We start from the raw sequence: 16,688 nt of genomic DNA, 5'->3' as shown, positions 1-16,688 counted from the left end.
TATGGTGGTGCGTCTGCCGTTGCACAAGCGACAGCCGGTCGGCGACGGGGAAACGGCCGCCAGATATGACGGTCAACTTCAGACATCTGCAACGAAATGGAGATAAACATGACCACTACCCCGCTCAGTCTGGACAACGCCATGCAACTGGCCTCCGAAGCCTTCCTGCCCTGCGGTTGCGTGACCAGCGCCAACGCCGAGGACGACAGCTTCGGCTTCACCGTGATGAACGGCAACGGCGAAGAAATCACCCGCGTGGCACAGGTGCGCGACTACGCCGACCCGATGCGCATGGCACAGGTGATCGAGCAGACCCGCCAGGAGCTGATCGACAAAGGCTGCACGCTGGAACCCTGGAGCATGCCGTTCATCACCGACGACAGCGCCATTCCGGAAACCACACCGAACTACTGAGGAACGACCATGGGTGATCCCGTGCTGCTGATCACCGGCGCTTCGTCAGGTATCGGCGCCGCAAGCGCTCGCCTGGCAGCCGCGGCCGGCTACCGGCTGGCGCTCGCTGCGCGCTCGGCGGACAAGCTGCAGCAGCTGGTCGATGAAATCGGCCCGCAGCGCGCCCTCGCCATTCCCTGCGACGTGACCGATTACGCCGCGCAGCAGGCCATGGTGCAACAGGTGCTGGATCACTATGGCCAGCTCGATGCCGTCTACGCCAACGCCGGCATTCCCGGCAGCGACGGCGGCTTCAGCGGCGCCGATCCAGAAGTGTGGAAAACCATGCTGCTGACCAACATCTACGGCGTCGGCCTGACCCTGCGCTGCACGCTGGCCGCGTTGAAGGCCAGCCGCGGTCATCTGCTGCTCACCGGCTCGGCGGCAGGGCGCTTCGTCATCCCCGGCTCGATGTACAGCGCCAGCAAATGGGCGGTGACCGGCATGGGCCTTAGCGTGCGCGAAGAACTGCGCGGCACGGGCGTACGGGTCACCTTGATCGAACCGGGCATGGTCGACACGCCACTGTTCGACGAGCCGCCGGCCTACGCCCTGCAACCGGAGGACATCGGCCGTGCGGTGGTTTATGCGCTATCGCAGCCGGCACATGTCGACGTCAACGAGATTCTCGTCAGGCCGACGCCGCCCCTCGACCGAAACCACTGATCTCAGCGCTCGCTGCTGCGCTGTTGCTGCTGCAGGCGTCCCGACTCGATGATTTCCGCTCGCCCGGCTCCCTCGCCGTGGCGGTGCTCGCCGGCCCCTCGGACCCGCTGCAGCTGAATGACGTCGCCTTTCTCCCAGGCATTGGCCGCCGGATCGACGCCGGGCTGCGGGATCGACTCACGACTGCGGCGGATCGCCTGGGTATCCACGCCGAGGCGCTGGTCACGGGCCTTTTCCAGCGCCGGGTCCAGCTGGCCATCCGCGGTAAAGCCCATCATCAGCGCCGGGATTCCGTACGGCAGCTCCTTGTCGCGGTCGGTATGCCAGGTGTGCCAGGTCTTGCCGTAAGTGCTGACCACCTGCTCCATCAACTGCTTCTCCGCCACCTGTGGCAGGCCAGGTGCGACCAGCGAGCCGGATTTCACCTCGTAATCGTGGCTGTGCCAAAGCTTTTTCTCGTCCTCGGGCAGCGTCGCGAACAGGCGGGCGCTGATGATGTATTCGACGCCCATGAGCTTGGCATCGCTGCCGTTGCCATCGTAGATCAGCGCCTGCATCACGTCCTCGTTCACCCGCGTGACGTAGTGGTGGGCCTCCATCTGCCCGTTCATGTCGCCGTTGTAGAAGTGAAAGCCGTTGAGATAGGCGCTCACCGCATTCAGCGGCGCCTTGCCCTGCAGCAGCTTTGCACCGGCCTCCAGGGTGCGCGTCTCGGCGCTTTTCGGCGCGCCAGCAGCCTCGGTGTAGGACGCCGTATTGTGTTGCCCGCAGGCAGCCAACAGCACCGTTGAACTCAGAACTAACAACTGTCGCATGGCTCGATCCCCTGCTTTGCTCATAGAGAGTGACCAGGGCGCAGCGACTTCTTCTCCAACTTTGCCGGCCCGGCCGGCAGAAACTTTTGCCCGGCGCACCGGGTCGCTATGGGAGGCCGTTTCGGTCGTCAAACCGTAGGGGGACAGCCATGGGCAACCTGGCAGAGCAGCCACATCCGCATCCGGCACTGGCAGAGCTCGATCTGTTGCTGCAGCGCTACCGACAGATACGCGCGACCAGCGAGGCCATCTGCAGGCCGCTGCAGGTGGAGGACTACGTCATCCAGAGCACGCCGGAAGTCAGCCCGCCGAAGTGGCACCTGGCGCACGTCAGCTGGTTCTTCGAAACCTTTCTGCTGCTGCCCTACCTGCCCGGCTACCGGCGCCTGAACGAGGCCTACGACTACCTGTTCAATTCCTATTACCAGACCCATGGCCTGCCCTTTGCGCGGGCGCGGCGCGGTGTGCTGTCGCGTCCGGGGGTGGACGAGATCTATCGCTACCGCCGGTACGTCGACCAGGCCATGGGCGAGCTGCTGAGCAATCCGCCGCGCGAGCAGGCTGGCGAAATCGTCCGCCGCGTCGGCCTGGGCCTGCAGCACGAGCAGCAGCACCAGGAGCTGCTGCTGATGGACATCAAGCACATCCTCGCGCAGAACCCGCTGCATCCGGTCTATCGCCACGACCTCGCCAAGGCGCAGCCGAGCGGGCCGGAGCGCCCGCGCTGGCACGAATTCGCCGGCGGCGTGCAGCACATCGGGCATGCCGGCAACGATTTCGCCTTCGATTGCGAAACCCCGCGGCATCGTCAGTTCGTCGAGGATTTCCAGCTAGCCGAACGCCTGGTGAGCAACCGCGAATACCTGTCGTTCATCACTGACGGCGGCTACGCCCGTCCGGAGCTGTGGCTGTCCGATGGCTGGGACCTGATCCAGCAGTCCGGCTGGAACGCTCCGCTGTACTGGCTGCGCGAAGAGGCCAGCTGGTACGAAATGACCCTCGGTGGCCTGCGCCCGCTGGACCTGGAAGCGCCTGTCTGCCACATCAGCTATTACGAGGCCGATGCCTATGCCCGCTGGGCCGGGGCACGCCTGCCGAGCGAAGCGGAATGGGAAGTCGCCGCCGCCGACCAGCCGCTGCGCGGCAACTTCCTCGAAAGCGACTACCTGCAGCCGGTCGCCGCCCTGCCCGGTCACGACGGCCCCAGGCAGCTGTTCGGTGATGTCTGGGAATGGACAGCCAGCGCCTACCTGCCCTACCCCGGCTTTCGTCCGCTGGAGGGCAGCCTGGGTGAATACAACGGCAAGTTCATGTCCGGGCAGATGGTGCTGCGCGGCGGCTGCTGCGCCACGCCGGAATCCCACGTGCGCGTCACCTACCGCAACTTCTTCCAGCCGGCGATGCGCTGGCAGTTCGCCGGGCTGCGCCTGGCCAGGGGGCTCTGAACATGGCGCTGGCAATTCACTTTCACGATCAGCTGCAACAGCCACACGACGCCTCGCTGCGCGACGAAACCCTTGCCGGGTTTGCCGCGACGCCGAAATGGGCTTCGCCAAAGTTCTTCTACGATCGGCGCGGTTCCGAGCTGTTCGAGCAGATCTGCCGGCAGCCGGAGTACTACATCACCCGCACCGAGGAGCAGATCCTCGCCGATGCGGCCAACGACATTCTCGACATCGCCGGCCCGCACAGCGACCTGATCGAACTGGGCAGCGGCGCGAGCCGCAAGGTCCGCCTGCTGCTGGAGGCGCTGCACCCGACCAGCTACCTGGGCATCGACATCTCCGAGGACTTTCTGCTCAGCAGCACCCAGCGCCTGGCCGCCGACTATCCCTGGCTGGAGGTGCACGCAGCCTGCACCGATTTTTCCCATGAGCTGAACCTGCCGGATGATTTCACCAGCGAGCACCCGCTGATGTTCTTCCCGGGCTCGAGCATCGGCAACTTCACCCCGGGCGAGGCCGCAGCCTTTCTGCAGCGCCTGCACGATGTGCTACCGGTCGGCGGCGGCCTGGTGATCGGCGTCGATCTGGTCAAGGATCGTGCAGTGCTGGAGGCGGCCTACAACGACCGCGCCCATGTCACCGCTGCGTTCAACCTCAACCTGCTGCAGCGCATCCGCAACGAGCTGGACAGCGACGTCGACCCGTCGCGCTTCGTGCATCGCGCCTTCTTCAACGAGGCCGAATCGCGCATCGAGATGCACCTGATCAGTCCCGATCCCCAGGACGTGACCATCGAAGGCCGGCGCTTCCACTTCGACGCCGGCGAAAGCCTGCACACGGAAAACTCCTACAAGTACACGCTGGAATCCTTCGCCGCCCTGGCCGATACCGCCGGTTTCGACTGCCGCGGTCAGTGGACCGACCCGCGCGGGCTGTTCAGCGTCAACTACCTCGAGCGACGTTGAACCATGCCTGCACGCGTTTGCACCCTGTTCACCCTTGGCCTCGGGCTATTGACCACCCTCATCATCCTTCCGGCAGCTGCTGAAGACCCGATCCGCATCACCCAGCTCAAGCGCTGCGGCGACCTCTTTGCCGAGGATTCGCAGAGTTGGTGTCTGCAGGCAAAAGGCCTGCCCCGCGCCGATGTGCAGCTGTACCTCAACGGCCAGCGCTTGGATGCCGATACGCTCCAGCGCGACGGCGAGCAGCTGCGCCTGACCCTCGCACCGGACGCGGTTCGCAGCGGCCCGCTGTGGCTGGAACACGCCGGCAAACGGAGCAATCCGGTCTGGCTGTCGGCCGGACGCAGCCAGGTACTCGCCGCCAAGCCCGATGAGGTGGCGCGCAACATGGATGACCTGACTACGTATGTCGATCTGGTCAGTCTGATCATCGAGGAGGATCACGAAGGCCTGGAGAAGGCGCGGCAACTCGCCGAGAAATACGGCGCCAAGGTGGTCGGCGCCATCCCGCCGTTGAACACCTATCAGCTGCGCCTGCCGGTGAAGGATCTGACCGAGCGGGACGCCATGGTGCTGCGCCTGGGCAGCGAGGTAGGCGTGGATGCCGTGGTGATCGAGGAATCGGCCGCCGAGAACGACGAGCAGGAGACCGGCAAGCGCGCGGATCAGAAGCGCCCGCAGAACCGCGAATGGGCCGCCAACCGCTTCCTCGATGCAGTGGACTATTACCGCGAACGCATTCCCGCCGGCCAGCGCAGCGGAGAAAAACAGCCGGTGCGTATCGGCATCATCGAGCGCGCAGTGGATTTCGATGCACCGCATTTCACCGAGTACCTCCACCCCTGCGATCCAAGCCAGCAACGCACCTGTCTCTACGCCCGCGATGCCGATCGGCCGGACAACCACGGCAGCAGCGTGGCCGGCATTCTCGCCGCCCACGCCAGCGATGCCCGCGATCAGGGCTTTCTCAGTGCACTGGACGGCACCGGGCCGGGCTTCGAGGTCATCGTCGAGCGCAACTCGGATGCCGGCATCACGGCCAACGTCGCGGCCTCGGTGAATCTGGTCGAGGACGGCGCGCGCATCCTCAACTGGAGCTGGGGCATCCATCGCATCGGCACGGTCGACGTTGCAGGCGAGCCGGTGGATTCGCTGCTGCGCAGCGGCATCGCCATGAGTGGCTACGAGGAGCTGCTGGAAGAGTTCTTCCTCTGGCTGCGCCGCGAGCATCCTGACGTGCTGGTGATCAACTCGGCGGGCAATGGTTCGGCCCACTCTGGCCGCGACGACTATCGACTGCCCTCCTCATTCATCACCGAGCAGCTGCTGGTGGTCGGTGGCCATGAGCGCGACGACCGGAAAAAGGTCTCGGTGGAGCACCCCGACTACGTGCGCAAGCGCAAGTCGTCCAACGTCGATATGCGTGTGGATATCACCGCAGCCGCCTGCACCCGCGCCGCCACGCTCGACCCCGAACAGCGCGGAGACGTGCACTGCGGCACCTCCTACGCCACGCCGCTGGTCGCCGGCGCGGTGGGCGCGATGCTGTCGGTCAATCCCGAGCTGGCACCCGACCAGGTGCGTGAACTGCTACGCCGCAGCGCCATGACCATCGGCCGCGACTCGGATTTCGAACCCGCCGAGGCGGACGACCTGACCGCGCCGATTCTGCCGTCGGAACGCGGCTATCGGCTGGATGATCGCGATGTCGGTCGCTCGGCACGGCTGGACATGCGCAAGGCGCTGGAGCTGACCGTGGAAAGCCTTAAGAACTCGCGCTAGCGGCGCTCACTCCATGTCGCCGCACAATTCGGCGGCACGCAGCAGCGCGGCCGTCAGCGCGTGGCGCTCCCATTGCGGCAGGGCAGCGAAACGCGCGCGGAATTCCGGAGGCAACAGCGCAGGCGCCTGTTGCAACAAGGCGCGGCCGCCATCGCTGAGCAGCAGCCACTGGCGGCGACGGTCCTGATCGTCGCGCTGACGCTGCAAAAGCCCGCGCTCCTCCAGCCGGTCGATCTGACCGGAAAGCGTCGCTGCGGTAAGGCTGACGCGCCGACTCAGGTCACTTGCGGTCAACTGCCCTTCGCCGGCCAGCACCTGCAGGATCATCAGCTGCACAGGGCTCAGCCCGCCGTAACGCGCCAGCCGTTTGGCATGCACTTCGGCGTCCTGCTGCAACCGGCGCATGGCCTGAAACAGCGGCATTTCGAACGCGTCCAGCATTGCATTATTGGTTTCTTCTGAAACTGTCTTTTCGGTCATCCTAAAGCCTTCAGCCGACCAGTAACTTTGACATCAAATCATTTTTTTGCTTTGGTGTAAAAAGCCGACTGAGCCGAACCAGGCCGGAGCGACGCCGCTGCGCTGATCCGAAAAGCTGAACTTCGCCCGTGACGGGTCAGTCACACTCCCCAACGGCTAAACCGGTAAGGATCTTATGTGTGGCATAGCTGGAGAACTTCGTTTCGATAACCGCCCGGCCGATCTGGCTGCGGTTGAACGCATCACCCAACACCTGACTGCACGCGGCCCCGATGCGTGCGGTTTCCACAGCCAGGGCCCGCTCGCCCTCGGCCATCGACGCCTGAAAATCATGGATCTGTGCGAGGCCTCCGGCCAGCCGATGATCGACTCGGCCCTCGGCCTGTCGATGGTCTTCAATGGCGCCATCTACAATTACCCGGAACTGCGCGCAGAGTTGGAAGGCCTGGGTTATCGCTTCTTCTCCGAAGGCGATACCGAGGTGCTGCTCAAGGGCTTCCATGCCTGGGGCGAAGCGCTGCTGCCGCGACTGAACGGCATGTTCGCCTTTGCCATCTGGGAGCGCGATACGCAGCAGCTGTTCATCGCCCGCGACCGTCTCGGCGTCAAGCCGCTGTACCTGTCGCGTACCGGCCAGCGCCTGCGCTTCGCCTCGTCGCTGCCGGCGCTGCTCAAGGGTGGCGATATCGCCGGTGTACTGAATCCGGTGGCGCTGAATCACTACATGAGCTTCCACGCCGTGGTGCCAGCGCCGGACACCCTGATCGCCGGCATCGAGAAATTGCCGCCGGCCAGCTGGATGCGCGTCGACGCCAATGGTGCGACCACCACCCAGCGCTGGTGGGAGCTGCAGTTCGGCGCCCGTGAAGAGGAGCGCAACTACAGCTTCGAAGACTGGAAGCAGCGCACCCTGGACACCATGCGCGAGGCAGTGGCGATTCGTCAGCGCGCCGCGGTAGATGTCGGCGTGCTGCTCTCCGGTGGGGTCGACTCCAGCCTGCTGGTCGGCCTGCTGCGCGAAGCCGGCGTGGCGGACAACCTGCTGACCTTTTCCATCGGCTTCGAAGATGCCGGCGGCGAGCGTGGCGACGAGTTCAAGTATTCGGATCTGATCGCCAAGCACTACAACACGCGCCACCACCAGCTGCGCATCCAGGAAAAGGAAATCCTCGAACAGCTGCCGGCCGCCTTCCAGGCGATGAGCGAGCCGATGGTCAGCCATGACTGCATCGCCTTCTACCTGCTCTCGCGGGAAGTGGCCAAGCACTGCAAGGTGGTGCAGAGCGGCCAGGGCGCCGACGAACTGTTCGCCGGCTACCACTGGTATCCGCTGGTGGACGGCGCCGAAGACCCGGTGGCGGCCTACCTCGCCGCGTTCCGCGATCGCACGTACGAGGAATATGCCGAGACCGTGCAGCAGCAGTGGGTCCAGGGCGACTTCTCGGGCGACTTCGTGCGCCAGCACTTCGCCCAGCCCGGCGCCGATGCGGCGGTGGACAAGGCGCTGCGCATCGACAGCACGGTGATGCTGGTCGATGACCCGGTCAAACGCGTCGACAACATGACCATGGCCTGGGGGCTGGAGGCGCGCACGCCGTTCCTCGACTACCGCGTGGCCGAGCTGTCGGCGCGGATCCCGGCGAAGTTCAAGCTGCCCGACGGCGGCAAGTACGTGCTCAAGGAAGCCGCACGCCAGGTGATCCCCGCCGAGGTGATCGACCGGCCGAAGGGCTATTTCCCGGTGCCGGGCCTCAAGCATTTGCAGGGTGCGACGCTGAACTGGGTGCGCGAGATGCTGCTCGACCCCAGTCAGGAGCGTGGCCTCTACAACCCGCAGGCACTGGAGAAGCTGCTCGCCGATCCGGATGGCCAGCTCACGCCGCTGCGCGGCTCAAAACTCTGGCAGCTGGCGGCGGTCAACCTATGGCTGAGCGAACAAGGCCTTTGACGGTGGCCGATGCAGGCGCCAGGCCACGACGGCCCCGATAACCCGCTCACGAACGGCTGCGGTTGCCAAGCGCCACGGGGGCGAACACATCGCCCCACCGCGTGCCGGTTCGTGACTTAGTATCAAGGAACGCACCATGCAGAAGTCCCAAGCCTACGGCCAGCGTCTGTTGCGCGGACAGGCTCCGACCTACCAGAGGCTGCAGGCACGCTTCGCCGAGGATGGTCAGGAAGAACCCTGCGGCCCGGTGGTCCTGCACTGCGGCTGGGGCCGCATCCTGGTCGGCCACACCTATTCCGACCCTGCACAGCTCGCCGCCGAACTGCTCAACGAGCAGGCTGGCGAGCGCGACATCGCGCTGTATGTCGCCGCTCCGCATCAGGTGTTGTCCTATGCCCCTCAGCAGCTCTTTCTCGATCCCTCCGACACGCTGCGTATCTGGTTCACCGACTATCGCCCTTCGCAGAAGCGCTTCCGCGGTTTCTGCGTCCGCCGTGCCCAGAGCGATGCCGACTGGCACGCCATCAACGGCCTGTACCAGTCGCGCGGGATGATGCCGGTCGATCCGGAGCGCTGCACCCCGCGCGAACAGGGCGGCCCGGTGTACTGGCTGGCCGAGGACGAAACCTCCGGGCAGATCATCGGCAGCGTGATGGGTATCGATCATCACCGCGCCTTCAATGATCCGGAAAACGGTTCGAGCCTCTGGTGTCTGGCGGTTTCGCCAAGCTGCCCGCGACCGGGCGTCGGCGAGGCGTTGGTGCGTCATCTGATCGAACACTATATGGGCCGCGGCCTGGCTTACCTCGACCTGTCGGTGCTGCATGACAACCAGCAGGCCAAGGCGCTCTACGCCAAGCTCGGCTTCCGCGACCTGCAAACTTTCACCGTCAAGCGCAAGAACAGCTTCAACCAGCCGCTGTTCCTCGGCCCGGGGCCGGAAGCCAAGCTCAATCCCTACGCCAAGATCATCGTCGACGAAGCCCGCCGCCGCGGCATCGAGATCGAGGTCAACGATGCCGAGGCCGGACTGTTCACCCTGACCCAGGGCGGGCGGCGCGTGCGCTGCCGGGAATCGCTGTCGGACCTGACATCAGCCGTCAGCATGACGCTCTGCCAGGACAAGCGCCTGACCCACCGCACGCTGGCGCAGGCAGGTATCTGCCTGCCGGCGCAGCAGCTGGCGGGCAGTGCCGCCGAGAATGCCGCCTTCCTCGCCGAGCACGCCAGCGTAGTGGTCAAGCCTGTGGACGGCGAACAGGGCCTGGGCGTTGCCGTGGACCTGCGCGATGCCACCGAAATAGAGGAAGCCATCCTGCGGGCCCGGCAGTTCGACAGTCGGGTGCTGCTGGAGAGTTTTCATCCGGGGCTCGACCTGCGCATCGTGGTAATCGGCTTTGACGTGGTCGCTGCAGCGATACGTCGCCCGGCGGAAGTCATCGGCGATGGCCGCACCAGCATCGGTTCGCTAATCGAGAAGCAGAGCCGTCGTCGCCAGGCGGCGACCGGCGGCGAAAGCTCCATTCCGCTGGACGAGGAAACCCAGCGCTGCCTGCGCGATGCCGGCTTCGACTTCGAAAGCGTATTGCCGGACGGACAGCGTCTGGCCGTGCGGCGCACTGCGAACCTGCACACTGGCGGCACATTGGAGGACGTCACGGCGCAGCTGCATCCCGAGCTGATCGACGCGGCCGTACGGGCCGCCCGGGCGCTCGACATTCCGGTGGTTGGCCTGGACCTGCTGGTGCCGTCCCCGGATCAACCGGAGTACGTCTTCATCGAAGCCAACGAGCGCGTCGGCCTGGCCAATCACCAGCCGCAACCGACCGCCGAACGCTTCATCGACCTGCTCTTTCCGCTCAGCACCGCCGGCTGATCACCATGCGGCCCGGCGGCGAGCCGGGTCGCATGCGCTGCGCGCCGCACCAGCAGGTCGCTGTCCCACATTCACTCCATTCGGTGGCTGAGAAAAGTCGCCGCTCAAGGGAGCTCCCATGACCGCACAACTACCCGAACCCGATCTGAACTACATGCAACGGGTGCTGCTGGAGATGCTCGCCATCCCCAGCCCCACCGGCTTCACCGATACCATCGTGCGCTATGTTGCCGAGCGCCTGACCGAACTGGGCATCCCCTTCGAGCTGACCCGCCGCGGCACCATCCGCGCCACGCTCAAGGGCCGGCGCTACAGCCCGGACCGTGCCGTCGCCGCGCACCTGGACACCATCGGCGCCATCGTCCGCGAGATTCACGATACCGGCCGCCTCGGCCTGGCACCCGTAGGTTGCTGGTCGAGCCGCTTCGCCGAGGGCAGCCGCGTCAGCGTCTTCACCGATACCGGGGTGATCCGCGGCAGCGTCTTGCCGCTGCTGGCGTCGGGGCATGCCTTCAACACTGCAGTGGACGAAGCGCCGGTCAGCTGGGACCACGTCGAACTGCGCCTGGACGCCTACACCTACAGCCGCAATGAAACCTGCGCACTGGGCGTCAATGTCGGTGACTTCGTCGCTTTCGATCCGATGCCCGAATTCACCGAAAGCGGTTATATCAGCGCTCGCCACCTGGACGACAAGGCCGGCGTCGCGGCCCTGCTCGCCGCACTGAAAGCTATCGTCGAAAGTGGCCGCGAACCGCCGATCGACGTGCATCCGCTGTTCACCATCACCGAGGAAACCGGCTCCGGTGCCGCCGGCGCCCTGCCCTGGGATGTCAGCGAGTTCGTCGGCATCGACATCGCCCCCGCCGCCAAGGGCCAGGCATCCAGCGAGCACGCGGTCACCGTGGCGATGCAGGATTCCGGTGGCCCATACGACTTTCATCTGTCACGTCACCTGCTCAAATTGGCTGGCGAACACGAGATCCCGGTACGCCGCGATCTGTTCCGCTATTACCACAGCGATGCACAGTCCGCTGTCGAGGCGGGCCATGACATCCGCACGGCGCTGGTGGCGTTCGGCTGCGACGCAACCCACGGCTATGAGCGCACCCATATCGACAGCCTTGCCGCCATGAGCCGCCTGCTCTGCGGCTACATGCTCAGCCAGCCGGTGTTCGCCAGCGATTCGCAGCATTCGAAGGACTCGCTGGAGCGCTTCAGCCATCAGCTGGAGCACGACGCGCAGATGGAAAACGATACCCGCGTACCGCCGGTGGATACTCTGGTTGGCCGCCAGGCCGACCCGCTCGACCGCAACGGGTGAGCGGCCGGCTTGCGTGACAGATAGCCTGCTTCGGGCAAGCGGTGCTTGCCGCATCACGGGTAACTCGGCAAAGATAACCGGACAAGGACGTGCGGCACTCTGAAGGCGCCATGTAGAGCCCGAAGGAATCGGTACCGTCACATCGCTCTACTAATATGTGTCGCCCCGCCGCGGGGCACACACCCTTCCGGATCGAAACATGTTGCCGCGTTCATGCCTGGCTCTGCTGCTGTTTTGCCTGTCGCTTCAAGTCTGGGCATTCACGCCTGTGGTGGTCGATTCCATCGATTCCCGCCAGTCACTGGGCAGCGGTACCCGCTATCTGGAGGACCCGAATGGCGAGCTGAGCGTCGACGAGGTCATGACGCTGCCATCGGAGCGCTTTCGGCCAGTCATGGGCGGGCACGTCAACGAAGGCAAGAACAGCTCGACCTGGTGGTTGCGCGCCGATCTGAAAAACCGCCTTGCCAGTCCCGTCGGCGGCTTCATCGAAATCAACTATCCCCTGCTCGACCATATCGAGTTGTTCCTGCGCTACCCCGACGGCAGCATCAGTCGCCAGCTCACCGGCGATATCTACCCGTTCGCGGAACGGCCGGTAAAAGTCAGCAATTTCTGGTTTCCGGTCGAGCTGCCACCGGGCGACACCACGCTACTGCTGCGGATAAAGACGACCAGTACGCTCTACGTACCGCTGTACTTCAGCACCTACAACGCCAGCGCCGCCGAAGAGCAGGAGCTGAGTGGTCTGAGTGGTGCGTTCTATGGCGTGCTGTTCGCGATGTTCTGCTACAACCTGTTCCTCTTCGCCTCCCTGCGCGAACCGGCGTACTTCTGGTATCTGGTCTACACCCTCAACGTCGGGCTGTTCGCCCTTTCCTTCGATGGTCTGCTGGTCAAGTGGCTGGCTGACGATGGCGGGCTGGTGGCGCTTGGCATCTATGCCCTGATGTTCAGCCACTGCCTGATCGCCATCCAGTTCAGCCGGCATTTCCTGCACACCCGCGAGCTGTTCCCGCGGCTCGACCTGCTCCTGCGCTGCACCCTGTTGGCTGCATTCGGCAGCATGCTTTCCGGCCTCGTGCTGGACGTGCAGAGCTGGAGCATCCTGGCCAGCGTGACGGTGATCGTCGTGTCTGCCGGGCTGCTGCTGGCCGGCGCCTTCGTCTGGCGCCGTGGCGTGCGCTACGGCGTCTACTACACGCTGGCCTGGGGCGTGCTGCTGGCCTCCTTCATCCTGGTTACCGCCGGCTCGCTGGGGGTCGAACTGTTCGGCCTGTACGGCGCGGCAGTGGTCAAGGCCAGTGTCGCCTTCGAGCTGATCACCCTTTCCATCGGCCTGGCCGACCGCATCAACCTGCTCAAGGAAGAGGGTTACCGTTCGCGTGAGGCTGCCGAGCGGGCCGCCAGCGAGAACGAGGCGAAGAGCCGTTTCCTGGCCAAGATGAGCCACGAAATCCGCACGCCGTTGAATGGCGTGCTCGGCATGCTGCAGTTGCTCCGTGAAACGCCGCTGGACCGCAGCCAGCAGTTCTACCTGGACACCATTTCCAGCTCCGGCAATTCGCTGATGGCGGTGATCAACGACATCCTCGACTACGCACGGATCGGCTCCGGCAAGCTGAGCCTGGAGGACATCGACTTCGACCTGGAAATCCTGATTTCCGAAACCATCAGACTGTTCACCGCTCAGGCGCTGGAAAAGCAGCTGAGTCTGCACGTCGGACTGGAGCCCGGCGTGCCGCGACGCATTCGCGGCGACCCGACGCGCCTCAAGCAGATCCTGATGAACCTGCTGAGCAATGCACTGAAGTTCACCGAGCACGGTCATGTGCTGCTCGAGGTGTCCTGTCGCGAGACACCGGATGGTGCTCCGCGACTGGTGTTCTGCGTGAGCGACAGCGGCATCGGCATGCGCCAGGAGGTGCTGGCGCAGCTCTTCGAATCCTTCTCCCAGGGCGACTCGAGTACCACCCGGCGTTACGGTGGCAGCGGGCTCGGCCTGGCGATCAGCAAGGAGCTGGTGGAAATGATGAACGGCCATATCGAGGTGCAGAGCGCCCCGGGCCGCGGCAGCCGCTTCTGCTTCGAAATTCCCCTGCAGACCGCTACCGACGTTGAGGACCCGCTGACGGGTTTGCTGGCGGGCCGGCCCGCGCTGCTCGCCTCGCAGGACGCTCAGGGACTGGAGGCGCTCAGCCATCTGCTGCGGCGCTGGGGCATGCGCACCGAGCGCTGTCTGACGCCGGATCGCCTGCCGGACTACCTCACCGATTTCACCGCCCCGCCACTGCTGGTGCTGCTGGCGCCATGGCCGGGTAGTCCGAGCCAGTGGCTGGAGCGCCTGCGGCCGCAGCTGGAGCCGAATCAGCGGGTGCTCATGCTCTACTCCCCGATTCACGAGCCGCCGCCCCTGACGCCCGATCTGCGCCTGATTAGTCTGGCGCTCCCGCTGCAGAGCGGACCGCTACGCGAGGCATTGCAGGCACTCTACGAACACGAACCCGCGGCCCTGGCCGAAACCGAGCAGGCTCCGATTGCAACGCCTAGAAGCGAACCCTGCATCCTCGTGGCCGAGGACAATCCGGTGAATCAAATGGTCGTTCGTGGCCTACTGAAGAAGCGCGGCTATGCCGTGCAGCTTGCCGACAATGGACGCCAGGCCGTGGATCTCTACCGTCGCAACCCGAACGCGGTGCAACTGATTCTGATGGACTGCGAGATGCCGGAGCTGGACGGCTTCGAGGCCAGCCGGCAGATACGCAAGCTGGAGGCGGACCAGCAACTGCAGGCCGTACCGATCATCGCGGTGACGGCCCATGTGCTGGCCGAACATCGCCAGCGTGGCCTCGACGCGGGAATGGACGAGTTCATCGGCAAACCGCTGGAGAGCCGGCAGCTGTATGCTTGCCTGGACAGCTACCTGCAGAGCAGCGCGACCTAGGTCGTCCCTGCGCTTATCGAAGAAGTCCCATGCTCATACCCCACGATCAGCTCGAACCGGACACCCTGACCCGCCTCATCGAAGACTTCGTCACCCGCGACGGCACCGACAACGGCGACGAAACCCCGCTGGAAACCCGTGTCGCACGGGTGCGCCGGGCGCTGGACAAGGGAGAAGCGGTGATCGTCTTTGACGCCGACAGTCAGCAATGCCAGCTGGCACTCAGGCGCGACGTGCCACGCGAGTGGCTGGACTGAGCACCCGATTTACCCGAACAGACCGCTTTCCCGTTCCCAGGCGCAGCGCATGCGCAGGTCGCTCTGTTGCGGGCTGTGACTCCCCGCCTCGGTCTGCCAGCGAAAGGTGTGCGTGCCGTTGAGCTCGGTTTCCAGATGCACCACGGCGCTGGTCCAGTACAGCTGCCTGAGCAGCTCTTCGAAGCGCTGCACCCAGAGCGTCCACTCGTATTCCACCGCTCGGTAGCTGGCGCCGAAGTGAATGACCTGGGTCTGATAGAGACCCAGCTCCTCGTTACGGCAGAGGGAAAACATCTCACGCCCGATGAAGGGCCAGGCTTCGCCCTGCGGCAGCGCTTGCACAGCAGCCAGATTGTTTGCCCGGCGTTGGCGGCTTTGCTCGGGGTCGGCGGAAGGCCAATCACGGATGCAGCCATAAACGATGGACTCAGACTCCACTCGAAACTCCGGGAACGCAGGGACAGGACGGCGAGCTTTCTAGCACAGCGTGGCTGGCGGGTCATCCGCGGCTTGGGAAGTGGTGAAACAGGCCACAGCCCTGAATGCCTTCAGCCGCTTGCGTGCCTCGGCCGCAGGCGCATCGCCAGTATCGACATGCACGCGGCCATGCCCGTCAGGACCAGGAATGGCATGCGGTAGTCACCCGCCAGATCTCGCCCGAGCCCGGCCAGTACCGGCGTCAGGCAGGCCAGGCAATAGCCGGTGCAGAGCATCATCGCGGTAAGCCGGCTGACCGCCAGCGGAGTATTGGCTTCGTACATCGGCGAGATCAGCGCCAGGGAAAAGGTACCGTTGAGCGCAACGCCCAGCAGCATGCAGACCAGCAGCGGCTGCCAGCCCGGCCGCAGCGCGATCAGTGCCAGGCACAGGGTCGCCAAGACACCACAGGCCGCCATGATCCGGTGCCGGTTGCCCAGGCGCTGCGCCAACCAGGGCATGGCGAAGGCGCTGGGTAGGCCGATGAGCATGAAGCCACTGAAGAACGCATTGCTTTGCAGCAGGCTGTAGCCCACCTCGTGATAGCGAGCCACCAGCCAGGTGGCCAAGGCATAGAACAGTCCGGCCTGCAGGGCGAAATAGATGCTCAGCAGCCAGGCCCGCGGCTCCTTCCAAGGCAAACCGGCACGACTGTCGCTGGCAGTTTCCGGCTGGTTGGGCAGGCGCAGCCAGATCAGCACTGCCGCCAATGCCGGCAGTGCCCAGAGCGCGAGGCCGCGCGTCCACTCCTGCCCCATCGCCTCGGTGGCCGGTGCTGTCACCACTACCCCGAGAGTGCCGCCAACCGCCATGCTCAGCGAATACCAGGCAGCCGTCTGGCCCATGCGCTCGAGGAAGTAGCGTTTGATGAAACCGGACAACAGCGGCCCGGCAACGGCAATCCCGGCGCCAACCAGCCCGGCGGAGCCGATCAGCAGAACGGCATTGTGCCCGAACAGCCGCAACAGCAATGCCGCAGCGATCAGACCGAGGCACAGCGCGATGCTGCGCTCCAGGCCAAAACGCACGGCGAGCCGCGGCGCCAGTGGCGCCAGCAGGCCCATCAGCAGAACCGGCAAGGCGGTAGTGAGGCTGATCAGGCCGCGGGAAAGCGCCAGTTCCTCGGCGATGCGTTCGATCAGCGGAGCGAAGGAGGTAATGCCGGGGCGGAGGTTGATGGCAGCCAGGACCAGCGCCAACATCAGCAGCCCGCGAGAGGGAAAATTCACAAGCGATCCATAGGGTTACGGCGAACA

General features: G+C 65.0%; 14 protein-coding genes. 10 read left to right on the top strand and 4 right to left on the bottom strand.

What is annotated here, in order from left to right; genetic code table 11:
• The first annotated feature begins 108 nt into the window (after positions 1-108).
• Entirely contained in the window at positions 109-414 is a 306-nt protein-coding gene (locus EA798_RS16335) for a hypothetical protein (protein WP_106155445.1), read from the top strand.
• Positions 415-423: 9 nt separating this feature from the next.
• Complete coding sequence (locus tag EA798_RS16330) at positions 424-1,119, top strand: SDR family oxidoreductase (RefSeq protein WP_122099601.1); 696 nt, start codon at positions 424-426, stop codon at positions 1,117-1,119.
• Between the two features lie 2 nt (positions 1,120-1,121).
• Here the strand turns inward: EA798_RS16330 and EA798_RS16325 are convergent, their stop codons facing one another.
• Entirely contained in the window at positions 1,122-1,934 is an 813-nt protein-coding gene (locus EA798_RS16325; RefSeq protein ID WP_122099600.1) for an OBAP family protein, read from the bottom strand.
• Between the two features lie 149 nt (positions 1,935-2,083).
• Here EA798_RS16325 and egtB point away from each other — a divergent pair, with 149 nt between their 5' ends.
• From egtB to EA798_RS16310, 3 genes are read left to right on the top strand one after another with little or no spacing between them, the layout of a single operon-like run.
• Positions 2,084-3,379, top strand: coding sequence for an ergothioneine biosynthesis protein EgtB (egtB, locus tag EA798_RS16320; RefSeq protein ID WP_122099599.1), 1,296 nt, complete (start codon positions 2,084-2,086; stop codon positions 3,377-3,379).
• Positions 3,380-3,381: 2 nt separating this feature from the next.
• On the top strand, positions 3,382-4,344 hold the full coding sequence (gene egtD / locus EA798_RS16315) for an L-histidine N(alpha)-methyltransferase (protein WP_122099598.1): 963 nt from the start codon (positions 3,382-3,384) through the stop codon (positions 4,342-4,344).
• A gap of 3 nt (positions 4,345-4,347) precedes the next feature.
• Positions 4,348-6,126 (top strand): S8/S53 family peptidase, encoded by a 1,779-nt coding sequence (locus EA798_RS16310; protein WP_122099597.1) that lies wholly within the window; start codon positions 4,348-4,350, stop codon positions 6,124-6,126.
• Between the two features lie 6 nt (positions 6,127-6,132).
• Here EA798_RS16310 and EA798_RS16305 read toward each other — a convergent pair whose 3' ends face one another.
• A complete protein-coding gene (locus EA798_RS16305) occupies positions 6,133-6,606 on the bottom strand; it encodes a MarR family winged helix-turn-helix transcriptional regulator (RefSeq protein WP_122099596.1) in 474 nt (157 codons plus the stop codon).
• 175 nt (positions 6,607-6,781) lie between these two features.
• Between EA798_RS16305 and EA798_RS16300 the strand changes: the two genes are divergently transcribed.
• The 5 genes from EA798_RS16300 to EA798_RS16280 all read left to right on the top strand — a co-directional run bounded on the left by EA798_RS16300 (position 6,782) and on the right by EA798_RS16280 (position 14,955).
• Positions 6,782-8,554 (top strand): N-acetylglutaminylglutamine amidotransferase, encoded by a 1,773-nt coding sequence (locus tag EA798_RS16300; RefSeq protein ID WP_122099595.1) that lies wholly within the window; start codon positions 6,782-6,784, stop codon positions 8,552-8,554.
• A gap of 136 nt (positions 8,555-8,690) precedes the next feature.
• Positions 8,691-10,430 carry an N-acetylglutaminylglutamine synthetase gene (ngg, locus tag EA798_RS16295; protein ID WP_106155453.1) on the top strand — a complete coding sequence of 580 codons (1,740 nt, stop codon included), beginning with the start codon at positions 8,691-8,693 and terminating at the stop codon, positions 10,428-10,430.
• Positions 10,431-10,548: 118 nt separating this feature from the next.
• Positions 10,549-11,754, top strand: a complete 1,206-nt coding sequence (locus tag EA798_RS16290) for an osmoprotectant NAGGN system M42 family peptidase (protein ID WP_106155454.1) — start codon at positions 10,549-10,551, stop codon at positions 11,752-11,754.
• 199 nt (positions 11,755-11,953) lie between these two features.
• On the top strand, positions 11,954-14,698 hold the full coding sequence (locus EA798_RS16285; protein ID WP_122099594.1) for a hybrid sensor histidine kinase/response regulator: 2,745 nt from the start codon (positions 11,954-11,956) through the stop codon (positions 14,696-14,698).
• A gap of 29 nt (positions 14,699-14,727) precedes the next feature.
• On the top strand, positions 14,728-14,955 hold the full coding sequence (locus EA798_RS16280) for a YheU family protein (protein WP_122099593.1): 228 nt from the start codon (positions 14,728-14,730) through the stop codon (positions 14,953-14,955).
• Between the two features lie 9 nt (positions 14,956-14,964).
• Here EA798_RS16280 and EA798_RS16275 read toward each other — a convergent pair whose 3' ends face one another.
• Positions 14,965-15,393: a hypothetical protein gene (locus EA798_RS16275; protein WP_106155457.1), complete on the bottom strand. Its 429-nt coding sequence runs from the start codon at positions 15,391-15,393 to the stop codon at positions 14,965-14,967.
• A 110-nt stretch (positions 15,394-15,503) separates the two neighbouring features.
• Positions 15,504-16,634 (bottom strand): MFS transporter, encoded by a 1,131-nt coding sequence (locus EA798_RS16270; RefSeq protein WP_122099592.1) that lies wholly within the window; start codon positions 16,632-16,634, stop codon positions 15,504-15,506.
• Positions 16,635-16,688: the final 54 nt, after the last annotated feature.

The organism is Pseudomonas songnenensis, assembly GCF_003696315.1.
Lineage (GTDB): Bacteria > Pseudomonadota > Gammaproteobacteria > Pseudomonadales > Pseudomonadaceae > Stutzerimonas > Stutzerimonas songnenensis.
Note: the sequence above shows the minus strand (reverse complement) of the source record. Positions and strands in the feature narration are given on the sequence as shown.

Excerpts from the sequence above, each read along its gene's own strand:
- egtB (WP_122099599.1), top strand. The coding sequence starts at position 2,084 with ATGGGCAACCTGGCAGAGCAGCCACATCCGCATCCGGCACTGGCAGAG.
- egtD (WP_122099598.1), top strand. The coding sequence starts at position 3,382 with ATGGCGCTGGCAATTCACTTTCACGATCAGCTGCAACAGCCACACGAC.
- EA798_RS16305 (WP_122099596.1), bottom strand. The coding sequence starts at position 6,606 with ATGACCGAAAAGACAGTTTCAGAAGAAACCAATAATGCAATGCTGGAC.
- EA798_RS16335 (WP_106155445.1), top strand. The coding sequence starts at position 109 with ATGACCACTACCCCGCTCAGTCTGGACAACGCCATGCAACTGGCCTCC.
- EA798_RS16270 (WP_122099592.1), bottom strand. The coding sequence starts at position 16,634 with ATGTTGGCGCTGGTCCTGGCTGCCATCAACCTCCGCCCCGGCATTACC.
- EA798_RS16330 (WP_122099601.1), top strand. The coding sequence starts at position 424 with ATGGGTGATCCCGTGCTGCTGATCACCGGCGCTTCGTCAGGTATCGGC.
- ngg (WP_106155453.1), top strand. The coding sequence starts at position 8,691 with ATGCAGAAGTCCCAAGCCTACGGCCAGCGTCTGTTGCGCGGACAGGCT.
- EA798_RS16325 (WP_122099600.1), bottom strand. The coding sequence starts at position 1,934 with ATGCGACAGTTGTTAGTTCTGAGTTCAACGGTGCTGTTGGCTGCCTGC.
- EA798_RS16290 (WP_106155454.1), top strand. The coding sequence starts at position 10,549 with ATGACCGCACAACTACCCGAACCCGATCTGAACTACATGCAACGGGTG.
- EA798_RS16300 (WP_122099595.1), top strand. The coding sequence starts at position 6,782 with ATGTGTGGCATAGCTGGAGAACTTCGTTTCGATAACCGCCCGGCCGAT.
- EA798_RS16310 (WP_122099597.1), top strand. The coding sequence starts at position 4,348 with ATGCCTGCACGCGTTTGCACCCTGTTCACCCTTGGCCTCGGGCTATTG.
- EA798_RS16280 (WP_122099593.1), top strand. The coding sequence starts at position 14,728 with ATGCTCATACCCCACGATCAGCTCGAACCGGACACCCTGACCCGCCTC.
- EA798_RS16285 (WP_122099594.1), top strand. The coding sequence starts at position 11,954 with ATGTTGCCGCGTTCATGCCTGGCTCTGCTGCTGTTTTGCCTGTCGCTT.